General features: G+C 37.1%; 15 protein-coding genes. 3 read left to right on the top strand and 12 right to left on the bottom strand.

What is annotated here, in order from left to right:
- The first annotated feature begins 23 nt into the window (after positions 1 to 23).
- Positions 24 to 2,342 (top strand): TonB-dependent receptor, encoded by a 2,319-nt coding sequence (locus O0955_RS05405; RefSeq protein WP_269426502.1) that lies wholly within the window; start codon positions 24 to 26, stop codon positions 2,340 to 2,342.
- Between the two features lie 141 nt (positions 2,343 to 2,483).
- On the opposite strand, the gene O0955_RS05400 is transcribed toward O0955_RS05405, so the two are convergent.
- Together O0955_RS05400 and hutH are read right to left on the bottom strand one after the other, a co-directional pair.
- Positions 2,484 to 3,566, bottom strand: coding sequence for an NADH:flavin oxidoreductase/NADH oxidase (locus tag O0955_RS05400; protein ID WP_269426501.1), 1,083 nt, complete (start codon positions 3,564 to 3,566; stop codon positions 2,484 to 2,486).
- Positions 3,567 to 3,749: 183 nt separating this feature from the next.
- On the bottom strand, positions 3,750 to 5,249 hold the full coding sequence (gene hutH, locus O0955_RS05395; RefSeq protein ID WP_269426500.1) for a histidine ammonia-lyase: 1,500 nt from the start codon (positions 5,247 to 5,249) through the stop codon (positions 3,750 to 3,752).
- A gap of 91 nt (positions 5,250 to 5,340) precedes the next feature.
- Between hutH and O0955_RS05390 the strand changes: the two genes are divergently transcribed.
- Positions 5,341 to 6,327: an alpha/beta fold hydrolase gene (locus tag O0955_RS05390; protein ID WP_269426499.1), complete on the top strand. Its 987-nt coding sequence runs from the start codon at positions 5,341 to 5,343 to the stop codon at positions 6,325 to 6,327.
- A gap of 59 nt (positions 6,328 to 6,386) precedes the next feature.
- Here O0955_RS05390 and O0955_RS05385 read toward each other — a convergent pair whose 3' ends face one another.
- The 3 genes from O0955_RS05385 to O0955_RS05375 are packed head-to-tail and all read right to left on the bottom strand — an operon-like array spanning position 6,387 to position 9,101.
- Positions 6,387 to 7,280 (bottom strand): DUF6263 family protein, encoded by an 894-nt coding sequence (locus O0955_RS05385; protein WP_269426498.1) that lies wholly within the window; start codon positions 7,278 to 7,280, stop codon positions 6,387 to 6,389.
- Between the two features lie 13 nt (positions 7,281 to 7,293).
- Positions 7,294 to 8,070 (bottom strand): M90 family metallopeptidase, encoded by a 777-nt coding sequence (locus tag O0955_RS05380; RefSeq protein WP_269426497.1) that lies wholly within the window; start codon positions 8,068 to 8,070, stop codon positions 7,294 to 7,296.
- Positions 8,071 to 8,075: 5 nt separating this feature from the next.
- Positions 8,076 to 9,101, bottom strand: a complete 1,026-nt coding sequence (locus O0955_RS05375) for a Gfo/Idh/MocA family oxidoreductase (protein WP_269426496.1) — start codon at positions 9,099 to 9,101, stop codon at positions 8,076 to 8,078.
- Positions 9,102 to 9,204: 103 nt separating this feature from the next.
- On the opposite strand from O0955_RS05375, the gene O0955_RS05370 reads away from it, so the two are divergent.
- Positions 9,205 to 9,561 (top strand): hypothetical protein, encoded by a 357-nt coding sequence (locus tag O0955_RS05370; protein ID WP_269426495.1) that lies wholly within the window; start codon positions 9,205 to 9,207, stop codon positions 9,559 to 9,561.
- Positions 9,562 to 9,645: 84 nt separating this feature from the next.
- Here O0955_RS05370 and O0955_RS05365 read toward each other — a convergent pair whose 3' ends face one another.
- From O0955_RS05365 to O0955_RS05335, 7 genes are all read right to left on the bottom strand, one after another.
- Positions 9,646 to 10,323, bottom strand: coding sequence for a YiaD family glycine zipper/OmpA-like lipoprotein (locus O0955_RS05365; RefSeq protein WP_269426494.1), 678 nt, complete (start codon positions 10,321 to 10,323; stop codon positions 9,646 to 9,648).
- A gap of 163 nt (positions 10,324 to 10,486) precedes the next feature.
- Positions 10,487 to 11,179: an ABC transporter ATP-binding protein gene (locus O0955_RS05360; protein WP_269426493.1), complete on the bottom strand. Its 693-nt coding sequence runs from the start codon at positions 11,177 to 11,179 to the stop codon at positions 10,487 to 10,489.
- Between the two features lie 4 nt (positions 11,180 to 11,183).
- A complete protein-coding gene (locus O0955_RS05355) occupies positions 11,184 to 12,656 on the bottom strand; it encodes a DUF5687 family protein (protein ID WP_269426492.1) in 1,473 nt (490 codons plus the stop codon).
- Positions 12,657 to 12,779: 123 nt separating this feature from the next.
- Positions 12,780 to 14,060 carry a replication-associated recombination protein A gene (locus O0955_RS05350; protein ID WP_269426491.1) on the bottom strand — a complete coding sequence of 427 codons (1,281 nt, stop codon included), beginning with the start codon at positions 14,058 to 14,060 and terminating at the stop codon, positions 12,780 to 12,782.
- 261 nt (positions 14,061 to 14,321) lie between these two features.
- Positions 14,322 to 15,107, bottom strand: a complete 786-nt coding sequence (locus O0955_RS05345) for a TerC family protein (RefSeq protein WP_269426490.1) — start codon at positions 15,105 to 15,107, stop codon at positions 14,322 to 14,324.
- 117 nt (positions 15,108 to 15,224) lie between these two features.
- Positions 15,225 to 15,785, bottom strand: coding sequence for a peroxiredoxin family protein (locus tag O0955_RS05340; protein WP_269426489.1), 561 nt, complete (start codon positions 15,783 to 15,785; stop codon positions 15,225 to 15,227).
- A gap of 71 nt (positions 15,786 to 15,856) precedes the next feature.
- Positions 15,857 to 17,224, bottom strand: coding sequence for a S41 family peptidase (locus O0955_RS05335; RefSeq protein ID WP_269426488.1), 1,368 nt, complete (start codon positions 17,222 to 17,224; stop codon positions 15,857 to 15,859).
- Between the last annotated feature and the right edge of the window lie 51 nt (positions 17,225 to 17,275).

Genomic DNA, 17,275 nt, shown 5'->3' with positions numbered 1-17,275 from the left:
CGTTCCATTTAAAAATTAACAACATGAAAAAATTACAGCTTATCGGCCTTGTAATTCTATATACAATATTTACAAATACTGCTTTTGCAGCAATTTTAAAAGACATTAAGGGTAAGGTAGTTGATGCCAGCAATCAGCAAACCTTACCCGGCGCAACCATTTTTATCCCTGATTTACGTGTTACCGCAGTTACGGATAACAATGGCGAGTTTATCTTAAGTAACTTACCTGCCAAAGGAACTTATTTGGTTGAAGTACATTATGTCGGGTATAAAACGGCAACCAAAACTGTTAATCTGGCGGCCACATCAAGTCTCGACTTCTCTTTACAGCCTACTGCAATTGAAACCAAAGAAGTGGTAATTACAGGTAGCTTAATCAGCAGTACCAGTAAGCGGAATAGTGCTTCTTCGGCAGTTGTGGGCAAAGATCAGCTTTTAGCGCCTTCGAGTAACCTCATTGATGCCTTAACCAAAATTCCGGGGGTATCTCAAATTACCACTGGTCCTTCTATTTCTAAACCTGTAATAAGAGGTTTGGGTTATAACCGCATCGTAACTTTAGACGATGGGATTAAACAACAGGGCCAGCAATGGGGCGATGAACATGGTATCGAAATTGATCAGTTTAAATCAGACCGGGTGGAGGTTTTGCGGGGTGCCGCTTCATTAATGTATGGCTCTGATGCACTTGGTGGCGTAATTAACTTATTAGAACCAAGCAGCCCGCCAGAGGGGCAAATAAAAGGCGAATTCATCACCAATTACTCTACAAACAATGGCCTTACTGCAAACTCTTTAATGTTGAATGGTAATGAAAATGGCTTTGTCTGGAGAGCTCGTGGCACCTATAAAAACGCTTATTCATTTAAAACACCAACGGGTTATTTCCCAAACTCGGGCTTTAACGAGACTGATTTAAGTGGAATGATAGGTTTAAATAAAAGCTGGGGTTATACACATTTAAACGTATCAAATTTTAGAAACAACATTGGTTTTTATGAACCGAATCTGGATGAAAACGGAAATTTTGTTACGGAAGATGGAAATCCCTTTACCAATGCCGACTATAAAAATCGCGATCTGGAATATCCCCGTCAGGACATCAGACATTTTAAAATTGCTCTAAATAACAATTTTATTTTAGGAAACGGCAACTTAAAGGCAGATTTTGGCTATCAGCAAAACCAGCGTCGGGAATTAGACGGACCAGACCCGGCTTTATTTTTCGACCTTAAAACCTACAATGCAGATTTAAAATATTTCATCCACGAAGTGAATGGATGGCAACCTGTTTTTGGGGTGAGCGCAGATGCCGGACATAGTCAAAACAAAGGAACTGAGTTTTTAGTTCCCGCTTACGATACTTATGGAATTGGTGTATTTGCTTATGCTAAAAAGAACTGGGATAATAATACGTTCAGTTTAGGTGCCCGTTACGATTTTCGCAAAAACAATGGAAAACAATTATTGGATGAAGATGAAGGCGAAGAAAGATTTGCCCCTTTTGAAAACAAATTTTCTAATGTGAGTGGTGCTTTAGGCTTTACTCACCAGTTTAACGATGAATGGAACTTCAAAGCCAATGCAGGTTCGGCATTCCGTGCACCAAACCCAGCCGAATTAGGCTCTAATGGTGTGCATGAAGGTACTTTCCGTTATGAAGTTGGTAATCCTAACCTAAACCCGGAGCGTAGCTATCAAATTGATGCTGCTTTAGAGTATGAAGGTAAAATAGTAAGTGCAAGCGCCAGTGTTTACAATAATTATATCAACAATTACATTTATGCTTCAAACAACGGAGAAGTAAAATCAGTAGATGGAGACCAATTTAATGTATATCACTATGGGCAAGTAAATGCTAATCTTTACGGTGCCGAAGCCAGTTTAACCATCCATCCGGTTCCTTTTATCCACTTTGAAAACACTTTTGGTTATGTGCATGCACAAAATATGTCCTTAGATAAACCACTATCTTTTATTCCGGCAGCAAGCTTAAGAAACGAATTGCGTTTTGAGCCTAAGCTAAAAGGAACAAACGATGCATATTTATCGGTTGGCATTAACTCTGCTTTTAAACAAAATCGTATTGATGAAGAGTTTGAAACCAAAACAAGCGGTTATACTTTATTAAATGCAGGCATTGGCGCTAGCTTTAATTTAGGTAAACAACCAATTAAGCTATCCGTATCGGCTAATAACTTGTTAAATCAGAAATACTACGATGCTTTAAGCAGATTTAAACCCGGCAGGTTTGATTCAGAAAACCCAAACTTAGGTGTTTATAATACTGGAAGAAACATTACTTTTGGCCTATACATCCCATTTACCCTGGTAAAATAAACGAGGAAATCATTTTAATAAAAAACCGGTGCATTTAACACCGGTTTTTTTGACTATCTTTTTCTTATTCAACAATTGTACAATTAAACCCGTATTCTATGGTTCAGAAACAAGGCTCCTTTAAAATAGGTTAGTTTATTATTACGGCTTCTTAAAAACCTCTCTTTTTGCCCGAATGTATTGATCCGGCCATTCGGTATCATCGCCCAAAATCTGTGCGGCATGATTTGGAAAATAAGCATCCCGTAAAGATTCTCGTGCTATAAAAATTAAATCAGCTTTGCCTTGCTCTAATATTTCTTCTGCCTGCTGCGCCTCAACAATTATACCTACTGCTCCGGTTAAAATTCCAATTTCATTTCTGATTTTATCAGCAAATGGAACCTGATAATTCGGTCCTGCCGGAATTACAGCATTGAATACATTACCACCGGATGAAGTATCGATAAGATCAACACCCCTGTCTTTTAAAACCGCAGCCAATTGAACAGAATCTTCTTCGGTCCAGCCACCTTCAGTCCACTCAGTAGCAGAAATACGAACAAAAAGCGGTAAATTTTCAGGCCATACAGATTGCACCGCTTCTACTACATCAATGACCAGGCGAATACGGTTTTCGAAACTTCCGCCATAAACATCTGTTCGTTTATTACTTACCGGACTAAAAAACTCGTGCAGTAAATAACCATGTGCGGCATGAATTTCGACAACTTTGTAACCTGCATCTACAGCACGTTTAGCTGCAGCTCTAAAAGCCATCACAATTTGCTGGATTTCGGCAATGCTTAGTTCATGAGGCAAAACCTGTCCTTCTTTAAACGGTACAGGAGATGGCCCAACTGGTTTCCAGCTATTTGGTCCTTCGGCAATTTGTTCGCCGCCTTTCCACGGTACTTCACAACTGGCCTTTCTACCAGCGTGTGCCAGCTGAATACCCGCAATTGCTCCATTTTGATGGATAAAAGACACGATTTGTTTTAGTTTTTCAATGTGCTCATCTTTCCAGATACCTAAATCCGCGTAAGTAATTCTTCCATCTTCAGTAACGGCAGAGGCTTCCTGAATAATTAACCCGGCTCCACCAATTGCACGGCTTCCAAGATGAACCAAATGCCAGTCGTTGGCAAAACCATCTATAGCCGAATACTGGCACATTGGAGAAATAACCAAACGATTTTTAAACGTCACATCCTTTATGGTTAAAGGAGAAAATAGTTTCGACATATTATTTACAATGATCTTTTAATAAGTTAATCCGAGACCTACCTGCTTTGGCAAGTGGCAGGCCAACAATCCTGATAAAAATGCAATATCAATCAACTGGGAGCTGATGCCTCCGGTTTTCAATCACCGTTATACCAAAAAAAGGGCCAAAGAAATTAAGCCCGTATCTTATTTACAGAAGTGTTATAAAACTAATTTAAGTGGAGTGGTTTTCATAAACTCCGCAGAGGCCCGGATATCAACAGATAATATTCTGTCGGCCTCATTAAAGTTTACTTTTTCTCTGTAGGCTGACATTATTTTCTCAATTGCAGCAGATGATCTTAAAGGTCTGCGCAAATCTAAAGCTTGTGCTGCCGTTAATAATTCAATGGCTAAAATATTTTCAAGATTGCGAACCACTCTAAGGCATTTCGTAGCTCCATTTGCCCCCATACTTACATGATCTTCCTGTCCGTTGCTGCTTACAATACTATCCACAGATGATGGTGTACAAAGCTGTTTATTTTCACTCACAATGGATGCAGCCGTATATTGGGCAATCATTAAACCCGAATTTAAACCGGCATCTTTAACCAGAAAGGGAGGCAAACCGCGTTGTCCGGAAATTAACTGGAACACCCTGCGTTCAGAAATTGAACCCAGCTCTGCCAGGGCAATGCATAGAAAATCTAAACTTAAAGCTAAAGGTTGACCATGAAAATTTCCAGCCGATATAATCCGGTCTTCATCCGGAAAAACATTTGGATTATCTGTAACGGAGTTAATTTCAGTTTCAAAAACCGTAGTGATGTAAGCTATACTGTCTTTACTGGCACCATGTACCTGAGGCACGCAGCGGAACGAATAAGGGTCCTGGGTTTGTTTACCTTCTTTTTGAATAAGTTCACTTCCCTGTAACCATTTACTAATATTCGCAGCGGTTTCAATTTGACCTTTATGTGGTCTTATTTGATGACTAAGCTCATGAAAAGGATCAATTCTGCAATCAAAGGCATCAATAGAGATTGCTGCGACCGCATCTGCCCATTTGCTTAAGTTTTGTGTTTTTAAAAGAATATAAATGCCATAAGCGCTCATAAATTGAGTACCATTAATTAACGCTAACCCTTCTTTTGATTGCAGCGAAAGCACCTGCCAGTTTAATTTTTGATATAATGCAACGGTACTTATTTTTTGGCCTTCGTAAAAAACTTCTCCCTGGCCAATAAGTGGTAATGCCAAATGAGCCAACGGCGCTAAATCGCCTGAAGCGCCTAAAGATCCCTGGGTATAAACCACAGGCAAAATACCGTGGTTATAAAAGTCGACTAACCTTTGTACTGTGCTTAGGGCAACGGCAGAGAAACCGTAACTTAAGGATTGGATTTTTAAAAGCAACATTAACTTTACAATGTCGGCCGGAACCTCTTCGCCTGTTCCACATGCGTGCGAGAGTAAAAGATTATGCTGTAATTTTGTTAGGTTTTCTTCCTCTACTTTGATGTGCTGAAGATAACCAAAACCAGTATTTATGCCATAAATAGGCTCCTTATGATGCTTTAATTTATCATCAAGGTAATTTCTGCATTTCTCAATCCGTTCAATTGCTTCCCGGCTTAAAGCTATAGTTTGGGCTTCTGAAATAATTTCGGAAAGAGAATTTAGGGTTAAAAGGGATTCTCCAAGGTAAAATACAGGCATGATTTTTAGTCTATTTGGTTGGTCAAAAATATAAATTAAGTCTTAAATTAGGCCGGTTCGCTTTCGTTATTACATATAAATTATAAAAAACATGAAGAGATTTTTCGTTCTGATGGCCATTTTTCTGACGATTTTCCATTATACCAAAGCACAAAAAACTGATACGCTGTCTATTACACTCGAAAACGTTAAATATCCTTACCCGGTTAAATATTTACCCGTTAATACAGAAGGGCAGGATATTAAAATGGCTTATATGGATATTGCTCCCACTATTGCGGCAAATGGGCGTACAGTGATCTTATTTCATGGTAAAAATTTTGGCGGATACTACTGGGGGAATGTAATTAAAGCATTAACGGCAAATGGTTTCAGGGTTATTGCGCCGGATCAGATCGGTTTTGGAAAATCATCGAAACCATTTATTCACTACAGCTTTCATCAAATGGCCACATGGAATAAAAAATTATTGGATACATTGGGCATTCAAAAAGCTTCAGTTTTAGGCCATAGCATGGGCGGAATGCTAGCTACGCGTTTTGCTTTAATGTATCCGGAAAAGACCGAAAAACTGTTACTGGAAAACCCGATTGGGTTAGAAGATTACAAAACCTTTGTTCCCTACATTACTACAGACCAACAATACCAAAACGAGCTAAAAACAACCGCAGAAAGCGTTCGTAAATATTATCAGAGTTCTTATTTCACTTTATGGAAACCTGAATATGAAAGTTTGGTTGATGTAGCTGCCGGCGTTACTTTTAGTGCCGATTATCCAAGATGGGCCAGAGTGGCGGCTTCAACTTTTACCATGATTTACGAACAACCTGTTGTTTATGAATTTCAGAATTTGAAAGTACCAACCGTTTTATTTATTGGAAAAGAAGATAAAACAATTGTAGGAAAGGGCTTATTAACACCAGATCAGCAGGCGTTGCATGGTCAGTATAAACTTTTGGGCAAGCAAACTGCCGCTAAAATTCCGGGGGCTAAAATTGTGGAATTCGAAGCCTGCGGACACATTCCGCATATTGAAATTGCGACCGAATTTTTAGTTGCGCTTACAGGAAGTTTGTAAATTGTTGTTGGTTTGATAAAATTACAATAATAGATTGCCTTGTGCCTATAATTAACTTTCTAATTTAAAGCCTTACCCGTAATTTTATTAATCCCCTGAATTTCAAAATCAATATCCTGTCCCATGGTTTTAACCCGGCCAAACATTTCAATGCGAAGATGGCTGTTCAGTATCATTCCTGTTTTTAAATCAAGCTGAACATCTCCCGAATTGGTCCCTTTTAAATCCGTCTCCATAGTATTCCCCATAGCTTCAAAATTACCTTTAGAAACTAAAGTTCCTTTAACATTTAAGGTTGCGATTCCGTCATTAACCTCTCTAAGTAAATAGGTTGTATTGGTTTCAATCGGCATGCTCATTTGCATTTTGGTATCAACTGTCCACGAATCGCCAATTTTTACTGGTTTACCCGGATAAAGTTTAAAAGAAGATTCCATAGTTTGTTTCATCGCCTCCGCATTAAATTGCTTGCTTAATGAATTTTTCAATAGCTTAACCTGGCTACTGTCTGAAGTCATTTTACTCACCATTCTATCCAGCATTTCATCAATACGGGTAACCGATTTTATCTCGCCATTTACACCAAAAACCATATTAAAAGTAGCGCCCTTTAAACCTGCAAAAGGGTTTTTCTGATCGGTATTGCCCTGATCGGAATCCATAATCATAGTATTGCCCATTGCCACAGATTTCATGGTGATGCGATTATAAATTACCTTAATATTTTTATCGCCGTTCTTACCATCTGTAATGTCGAAGGTATAATCTGTACCGATATTTTGCGTCAGGTTAATTTCCTGTCCGCTAATCTTCTCTTTTATAATCTGATCAGAGGTAATATTGTAATCGTACTTTTTCCCTACAGGATAATTTTGCTTAATTATATAGGTTTTTTGAGCAAAACTGCTGATTGAAATCAAACAGCTAAGTACAATTGTTGTTAAAAATTTCATAGACTTTATGCTTTTAGGCTGCAGGGTTTTGAGCGAAAATACGACTGAGTTGCAAATACAAATCAGGATGTTTTTCTTTTAGCAATTCAGGCTTTTCGAAAAAATATTCAGAAACTACCGCGAAAAACTCTGCCTCGTTGGTAATCGCATAAGGGTTAATATCCGATTGATTGTCTTCTATTCGTCCAATTTCATCATGGATCATTTTAAGCCAGGGTAGAGTATATTCATGGCCCATCAAATTCTCCGGAACACCATCCGTAGCTCCATCAGATTTATCCAAAAGATGTACAAATTCATGGATAGCTGTATTTTCCTTTCCGGCGCTTTTAGAAAAACCATGTCTTAAAGCCGATTGTGATAAAATCATTTGTCCGTTCATATAACCGGTACCCACCATTCCCATAATGTTCCGGTCATCTCCCTCTTCAAACTGAAAATCTTTGTTAAAGGTATCCGGATAAAGCAATACACTGCTCAGGTTTTTATATTGCCAATCCTGAAAGCCAAAAATCGGAATTACAGCACTTGAAGCAATTAAAAGCTCATCTAAAGTGGTCATTTCTACCCCCACACCTTCAATCTTAACCGAGCTGAAAAATTCTGCAACTTTTTGTTCGAACCGTATTTTTTTAGCCGCATCTAATTTGTGGTAATAATCTACATAGTCGTTTAATATTGTTTTATCCGTCTCCGTTAACGGCTCAATTGCGGGTTTTTTCTTCCGTAAGATAAAATATAGCGTTAGGATAAAGATGGGAATGAGGTATGCAAATGGTAATGAATTCATATATTTTAACTTTCTAAAATCTCCAGCTGGGTTAATACATTTTCTCTGGTCACCGGATAAGGCTTATTGTTGACTAATGATTGATAGACTGCTTCAAAAAGTGACAAATAACTGCCGGTTTCAGACCTAATAATTTCATTCTTTTTATTGCCTTGTTCATCAATTGTTGTTAATAAACCTGCTTTATCTTCACGCTCTTTACCATAAACATCATCAGTTAGTTTTATACCGGCTAATAATTGTTCTTCCTGTACATCAGCACGCTGTTTAATAAAACTTCCGTTTACACCATGTAAAACAAATGCAGCCTGGGGATTAACCACCAACATGCTCGACGTAACAAATACATTTACACTATCGGGATAAGTTAACTGAATGGTAAAGTAATCATCAACCAGGGTATCCTTTCTGTTTTTACCTAGCACTTTATGATAACTTAAAGGCTTGCCAAATAAACTAATCACCTGATCTAACAAATGAGGGCCTAAATCGTATAGTAAACCACTGGCTTCGCCGGGATTTTCTTTAAAGGCTTTTGGACCGATTACATTTCTATATCGGTCATACCGAAAATGTACTTCATTTAATTTACCCAACTTACCACTGTTTATTACTTTCTTAACGGCTGTAAAATCGCTATCCCAACGACGGTTCTGGTAAAATAAAATCTGTTTACCCACCCGGTCTGCCAGTTCAAAAAGTTCCTTAGCCTGTTCAGTTGTTGCGGTAAAAGGTTTTTCAACTAAAATATTTTTACCCTTTTGCAATGCAGCTTTTGCATGCTCGTAATGCAGGTTATTGGGCGTATTAATAACAATTAACTCAATTTCGTCGTCATTTAACAACTCATCAACACTGTTGTAACTAATTAAATCCGGATAATCTTGTTGTGCCTTTTTGTGGTTGCGCTCAACAACTGCTTTTAAATTAAAACCTGTGTGTGCATTTAAAAAAGGGGCATGAAAAACCTTTCCAGACATGCCATAAGCCAATAAACCAGCGTTAATTATTTTATTTGAATTTGAATCCATAATTAATAAATGTGACCAAAAATACAATTATGATTGATCTTTTATGTCAAACCATAAACCTTTTACCTTACGGTCTAATCCTTTTTAACGCTATCTTTGCCCTATGAAACCGTCGGAGATTAATGCAAAGTGGAAAGTTTTACAGGAAAAAATTTCAAAAGAATTTGATTCCGATTTTCCTGACCTGAAAGTGATGTTGTTTTTAATTGGTGTACAGGAATTAGGAAAAGGGCCAAAAAAATACAGCAAACGCCAGAAAGAAGAATTAATGCACATTGCAACTTGCAGGCTTTTAAGTGAAATGGGCTTTTATGAACTGGAAGGATTAGATCAGGACGGCTGGCCGCACTGGAAATTAATTAAAGCTATCCCACCTTACACTATGCTGGAACAGGAAATGCTAATGAAATCTTTAGTGGTTAGCTATTTCGAAGATATTTATGGCCCTGATCAGCAATAATTAAAGGCATAAAAAAACCCTAATGTTTTTACATTAGGGTTGAAGGTATGTTGATCTTCCCAGGTAGAAGTATAGATCCGAAAATTATCCTTGTTTTTCTGCTGTAGCTTTTAATGCATCGTTTGCAACAATTACAATCTCTACACGACGGTTAGCTGCACGACCTGCATCTGTCTCATTATCAGCAATTGGCTCCGCAAAACCTTTACCAATGGTTACTAATCTTGAAGACGGAACACCCTGAGAAACTGCATAAGCTTTAACAGCTGCTGCTCTTCTTTCTGACAGGCCCATGTTATAAGCTTCTGTTCCTCTGCTATCTGTATGACCGATAATTTTAATATCGGTATCAGGATATTGGTTTAATGAAGCTGCAAGACTTTGAACGTTTGCTTTTGCTGCATCTTTTAAAGCCGTTTTATCGAAATCGAATAAGATACCGCTATCAAATTTTACAATGATACCTTCTCCTTCACGAATTACTTCTGCATTAGGTATTGCTTTTTGGATCTCCGCAGCCTGTCTGTCCATTCTGCGACCAATAAAAGCACCAGCCGTACCACCAATAGCACCACCAATTAGCGCCCCAACAGCTGTGTTACCTGCTTTTTTACCAATTAAGGCACCTAGCACACCACCAGCAGCGGCACCAATACCTGCTCCTTTTTGTGTTTTGGTTAAGCTATCGCAACTTTGCAATGCCATTGAACCTATTGCTAATCCTATACTTAGTGTTGCTATTCTTACTTTTGAAATACTCATAATACTCTAGATTTATAATTCTATTGCTTCTATTCAAACACGATGCCAAAAATAATTACTTGCTTTATTTATTGGCTTTAGCGCAGAAATTAATATAATGAAGTAAAAAAAAAGCACATGTTAGAGCATGTGCTTTATTAAATGTATCATTCTTAGTACAATTTTATGCAGAAAAATAACTTTCAAGCTCTTTTAGCGTATTCTCGTCTGTTTTAAAATCTTTAATGATTTGCCCTTTCTCTACCAGAATAATTCTGCTGCACACATCGGTAACATGATTTAAATCGTGGCTGGAAATAAAAGTCGTCATGTTGCCTTTATGTTCTTTCAGTAATTTCTTTAAACGGATTTGCGTAGTTGGGTCAAGATTAGCAAAGGGCTCATCCAAAATTAATATTTCAGGGTTTTGCATCAGGGCCGCAGCAATGCCTACTTTGTTCTGATTTCCTTTACTAAAATCGCGGATATATTTACCGCTGTTTATAATCTCACCATTAAAAAACTCTGTATACTGAGTTAAGTAATCGCTCACATCGGCAACACTTAGATTATGCAAACTACCAATAAAGGTAAAATATTCTTCTGGCGTCAGGTAATCAATTAAAAAACCTTCATCTAAAAATGATGCCGTATAATTTTTCCATTCATCATTTTGCATTACATTTTGCCCTTTAGATAAAACTTCACCTTGTGTAGGACGAATTAAATCTAAAAGCATGCGAAAAAAAGTGGTTTTACCAGCTCCGTTATTTCCAACCAAGCCAACCGTTTCACCCGCCGCAATTTGTAGATCTTGTATGTTTACAACGGTTTTATCGCCATAAACTTTCTGTAAATTTTTTACTTCTAAAATCATAATATTATTCTCTAAAGCCTTCGGCTATTTTATATCTTTTTAATTGAAATCTTTTTGTAATGTAGTTTACCCAAAAACCACGCATTAAAAGCATTGCCAAACCAAATATCGAAACGGCAATTAGTCCCCAGTAAGGTTTATTCATGATTCCAAAAGGCACATAAATTAAAATAGGGGTAAGGACATAAGGAAACATTAGAAGCCATTGAGTAGCACCCGTACCCTGATAATTAAAAGTAGCTGCTTTTTTAATATCAAGTCTTTTGTAATTTAAGGTAGCCAGATAAAGTACCACTACCGTACCAAAACCTACATTGTATAAATAGGCCGCTAAATGCAGTAGCAATAATTTAGGGCTTAAAAACCCATAAAAACTAGCCAGCAGGGTTATAATGGTACAAGAAATGGTAAAAAGCAGGAATTTAGCTTTAATAAAATCTTTGAAGTTAATTTTGTTACTCAACAAACCATCAAAATGCGCGCTTTGCCAGGCAAACATAAACTGTCCGTAAATAATGATGGAAATTCCCGTCATGAAAATAGCACCAAACATCATTTGTCCAAAAGCATCAGCGTTTATCGCCTTTTCCTTGTAAAATATGAAGCCATAAAAAAGGAAGAAAAATCCTAAAATAACTGCAGAACGGGGGCGCTTGTGGCGAAGAATTAGTTTTAGTTCCAATGCGGCAAGTTCACCCACTTTACCAAAACGGTTTAGAAAAGCATAATCCGTACTTACTTTTTTCTCTTGTTTACTGCTTAATTCTTCAACATAAAGGTTGCGGCGTAAAAAATTAGCATTAAAGGTAAATATTCCGAAGGCAATTATTGTAAAAACAAAACCCAGGTAAGGATGCGTAGCAATAGCCCTGAAAACATAATCGGAACCTTTCATTATAGAAATTACTTTGTAATACTCTAATGCAGCAAATGCGGCAATAATAACCAGGCCGGCAAAGGTATACATTACATTGGTAATCGATTTTCTTTTAATATACAATACCAGATAGTTGTTAAAAACCATAATGGAAAGTATAGAAATCAGGTACATTAGTGTGGTAAAAGCGCCGTAGGTTGGAGCAATTTTAACAAAGCAAAAAGGTAAAAAAATAAAGAGCGGCCAAAGGTTAAATGCAGAGAAAAGGGCTTTAACATTCAGGAAACTAATAATTTTACTTTTTGATATTTTAAGGTGCAGGTAAGGAATTATACTCAGGGTGGGTAATTCCTGCAATTGCAGGCGCATTACAAAATCGAGGGCAAAGTAATAAAGAATAATTCCGTTAAAACTGGTTATTGCATCCTGGTTCGGAAATATTTTTGGAAGCAACGGCGCCATTCCAAAACCAACACCAACCGCAATAGCTAGAAAATACAGCAAAAAGAATCCCAAAACAATCTGGCCTGCAATATTGCCCCCTTTGCTACGCGAACGCCAGAAGGATTTCCATTGATGATCTAAAAAAGTACTGAGCATATTATTTATTTGGTTTATAAGGTCGATATAAAATGCAATTATTAATATTCGGTTAATTAGTATGGGTAAAAGGCAATATGTTACATCAACTGCAAAAAATTATTAGTTGGCTTTAACTATACATTAATAGTTATACTTATCCTTCCAGTTTTGTTTAAGTTTTTCACGCAATTTATCTTCTGCTGCATTTTTACCCGGGTCGTAAAGTTTAGTTCCGCTTAATTCTTCGGGGAAATATTCCTGCGGTGAAAAATTACCTTCATAACCGTGTGCATACTGGTAATCTTTTCCATAACCAATATTTTTCATCAGCTTGGTTGGCGCATTACGGATGTGTAAGGGCACCGGTAAATTTCCGGTTTGTTTTACTAAAGCCTGGGCCTTATTTATGGCTTCGTAAGATGCATTACTTTTTGCCGAACTAGCTAAATAGGTTACACATTGCGATAAAATTATCCTGGCTTCCGGATAACCAATTACGTTTACAGCGGTAAAACAATTATTAGCCAGCAGTAATGCATTCGGGTTGGCATTTCCAATATCTTCAGAAGATAAAATCAACAACCTGCGGGCGATAAATAACGGGTCCTCACCGCCTTCAATCATTCTGGCCAGCCAGTAAACCGCTGCATTGGGGTCGCTTCCTCGTATCGATTTTATGAAAGCCGAAATAATATCATAATGCTGTTCTCCGGCCTTATCATACAAAGCCAGGTTTTGTTGTGCATGGGCTAAAACATTCTCGTTAGTGAGTGTAATTTTATCTCCTCCAATACCATTAACAGCAATTTCTAAAACATTTAATAATTTTCGGGCATCGCCACCAGAAAGCCTGATTAATGCCTCATGCTCTTTTATTGTAATTTTCTTTTCAGAAAGGATTTGATCTTTTTTAATTGCAGTTTGTAATAACCCGGCTAATTCTTCTTCGGTAAGTGATTTTAAAATATAAACCTGACACCTGGAAAGCAAAGCGGAAATAACCTCGAAAGAAGGGTTTTCTGTGGTGGCACCAATCAGCGTAACCAAACCTCTTTCTACTGCGCCAAGCAAACTGTCTTGCTGGGACTTGCTAAAACGATGAATCTCATCAATAAATAAAATTGGCAGGCCCAAAAAACTATCTTTAAGCTGTGCCGCCCTGTCAATTACCTCCCGAATATCTTTTACTCCACTGTTAATGGCACTCAAATTAAAAAAAGGGCGGTCTAAGGTCTGCGAAATGATATAAGCGAGTGTTGTTTTTCCAACACCAGGTGGCCCCCAAAAAATCATGGAAGGCAGTTGGCTGCTTTCTATCGCTTTACGCAAAACGGCACCGGCACCAACCAAATGTTGCTGACCAACGTATTCATCAAGGTTTTGAGGACGCATTCTTTCGGCTAAAGGCGGCAAATTTTGCATAATGGTAAAGATATAAAATTCAGTTAAGTTTGTTTAAATGATTGAGGCTTTGAGACAAGAGATTTACTTTAATTTTCAGCCGCTAATCAAAACCAAGTTTACATTGGTACTTATTATTTGAATCTGATCGAAATCAGTAATTATTTATAGAAACCAATTAGAAAATACAGACAAAAAAAATATGCTTATCTGATTTAGACAAGCATATTTATAAGTATTAATTTTATAAGATTTGCAAAGGAATTGACCTCTGTTTAAATCTTATTCTTTATCCTCTATGGTTGGTTCATTTAATTCTACAACACGTGCTTTTTGCTGACGTTTTCTAAATACCATATTTAAAACTTCTACACCCACAGAAAAAGCCATGCCGAAATAAATATAATTTTTAAGGTGCATTTCGTGTGCAGCCTTTGCGTCCCAACCTTCAATAACAAGGCTTAAACCAATCATCACTAAAAATGATAAGGCCAACATTTTCAGCGTTGGGTGTTTGTGTATAAAACCTGCAATTTTAGGACTGAATGTAAACATAATGAACATGGCAATAACAACGGCTATAATCATAACTTCAACATGTTTTGCCGTGCCGCCGGCTGTAATAATGCTATCAAAAGAGAAAACGGCATCAATCAGCATAATCTGAAAAACTGCCTGACCAAAACCCAGTGGTTTTTTATTCTCTGTGTTTAACGAGGGGTCTTCTCCTTCAAGTTTATGGTGAATTTCCATTACGGATTTGTAAATCAGAAATAAACCGCCTAATAACATTACAATACTGGCCAAATCAAAGCCTTTTCCAAACCAGGATTCAGGGATAATGAATTTTCCCTTTTGAGAAAGTAACCAGCTCAATCCAAAAAGCATTAAACAGCGTGAAATAATGCCAGTAATCATCCAGATGATGCGGGCGGTTTTTTGAGATTTCTCCTGAACACGGTTTAAAATAATGCTCACAAAAATCACGTTATCGATCCCCAGAACGATCTCTAAAAGGGTTAATGTAAAAAGTGATATCCAGGCCTCAGGGCTTGTTAATAGTTCCATAAATTTATTTTATCTGATAAGGCGAAGATATAAAAAAGGTGATTGAATTTTATCAACAGATTTTATAAGGATTTGGTTTGATTATTTTAAAAAAATTCTTTCAGGGGTTTAATCCAGCTATTTTCCTGTTTTAGCAATTTCTGCTTTTAGTTTTTCTTCCAGTAAAATAGACTTGGCTTTAAACTCCGGCATATCATCTGCAAAAGAAATGTTTGCGGTGGCGTAGAGGATTTTTCCGTCTTTACCAATCAAAATATTGGATGGAAAGCCATGGTTAATATTCAATTTCCTGATTTCATCCATACTTAAAGAAACGATTTCGTATTTATAACCATTTTGCTTTTGAAATTTCTTAGCTGCTTTTGGCGAATCGTAAGTAATGGCTATAAACCGAACACCTTTGGCTTTGTATTGATTCACCAATTTATTTAATTCTGGCATTTCGGCAATGCAGGGCGGGCATTTTTCAAACCAAAAATTAATCAGAACAATCTGATCTTTTAATTCTGATTTTGAAAAAGGAATCTTCTTTATGGTCAACCCTTTAAAATCAGGTAAATCTTTTCCAGCAAGTTCTTCGAAAAAAGTTTCCTGTGTAGCCCATTTAACAGGAACATCCTGCGCATTAGCCCATAACGACAGGCTTGCAAAGAAGAAAAAGAATAAATGAGTTTTCATAACAGGCCGTAAATATAAAAAAAGCCCCGTCAAAACTGGCGGAGCTTAAGGATTGTTTGGGTTAGACAGTATTATTTAACCTTTTTATGGAGATAATCGAGGGCTTTCTCAATCGTTGCATCCTTTTTATTCAGGTAATCTTTCAAGGTTGGCACAACTTCAATATCTGGTTTAACTCCATAGCCAACAAATTCTCTTCCATCCGGATAGGTATCTTTTTTGGTGCAAACCCTAGCGCTTCCACCTCCTGGCAAGTCGAACAAATAAGGTTGTCCGGTACTTCCAAAAGAGTTTTGCCCAATTTTGACCATGTGTTTTTGATTGTCAGCATAGATTAAAAAATCTTCAGCAGCTGAAGCCGTGTTGTGCCCGATTAAAATTGCCGTTGGGATTACAATTCTCTTTTCAGTTGTTTTTATTTTTAAAGGGCTGTAATCTAAATTATAAAAATAGTTGTCCTGATAGCTTAGTAAAGCCTTCTTATTCCAGTCGTTGTTTACTGTATCTTTAGCTTCAGTATATTTTCCCCACGCTTTAAAAGCTGCAGTATTTTGACGGGTAGAATACCTGGAACCATATAAAAGGCTATCGTTGGTTAAATATTTCAGAATGTAACTTCCAATACCTGTACTTCCGCCACCATTATTTCTTAAATCAACAATTAATGCTTTTGCTTTATACAATTCAGGCAATTTGGTTAAAAATAATGAATCAATTTTTCTGTCGCCAAAAGAATTTAGTGCCATATAAGCAACATCATTAGAATACCATTTAAAATCCAAAAGTTGAGATTCAGATGGAAAAGCAGGATAAATCTCCTTTTCTTCTGTTGTTTTATGCGCTAAATTTAAAGTTACAATCTCGCCTTTGGGCTTTTTAATTTTTACCACAAAACGCTCTCCTTCCAAACCCCGTAATAAAGAACTTCTGCTCCAATCCTGAATTACATAATCGGTTGAAGAAGAAATATATGCCGCAACGCTTTCGGCAATATAATCTGCAGTGGTTTTACCATTAACCTCAATTACTTCACTACCAACCGGGATTTCTTCCTTTTTGCTAAGATTTACATGGGTAATGATTGCTTTTCCTTCAATATTCTCGATAAAAAACCGGTAATCGCCAAACATGGTGTTCATAGATTCAAAATCTTTGCCTGCAGGCATATTCACATTCGTGTGTCCATCTTTAAGCAAGGCACAGAATTTTTGCAGCTCACGATAATACTCGTAATCTGTTTTAGTTTCTGGAATGGTATTAATTAAAGCTTTATAGGTACTATCCCATTTAACCCTGTCAATTTTATTAAGGTAAACAAAGTTATAATTCACTTCCTGCCAAAACTTAGAAAGGCCGTATATTTTATCAGATTTAGTGAGTTTGTTTGATTGGGCCATTACAGCCATAGGAAAAAGCAGAAGTAAAATAATTCTCTTCATATTAATTAGATTAGTTAGTTACCTGATGAGCTCAATATTTATACCAGCCAA

Origin of the sequence: Pedobacter punctiformis, assembly GCF_027213715.1 — a bacterium.
GTDB classification, from domain to species: Bacteria; Bacteroidota; Bacteroidia; order Sphingobacteriales; family Sphingobacteriaceae; genus Pedobacter; species Pedobacter punctiformis.
Note: the sequence above shows the minus strand (reverse complement) of the source record. Positions and strands in the feature narration are given on the sequence as shown.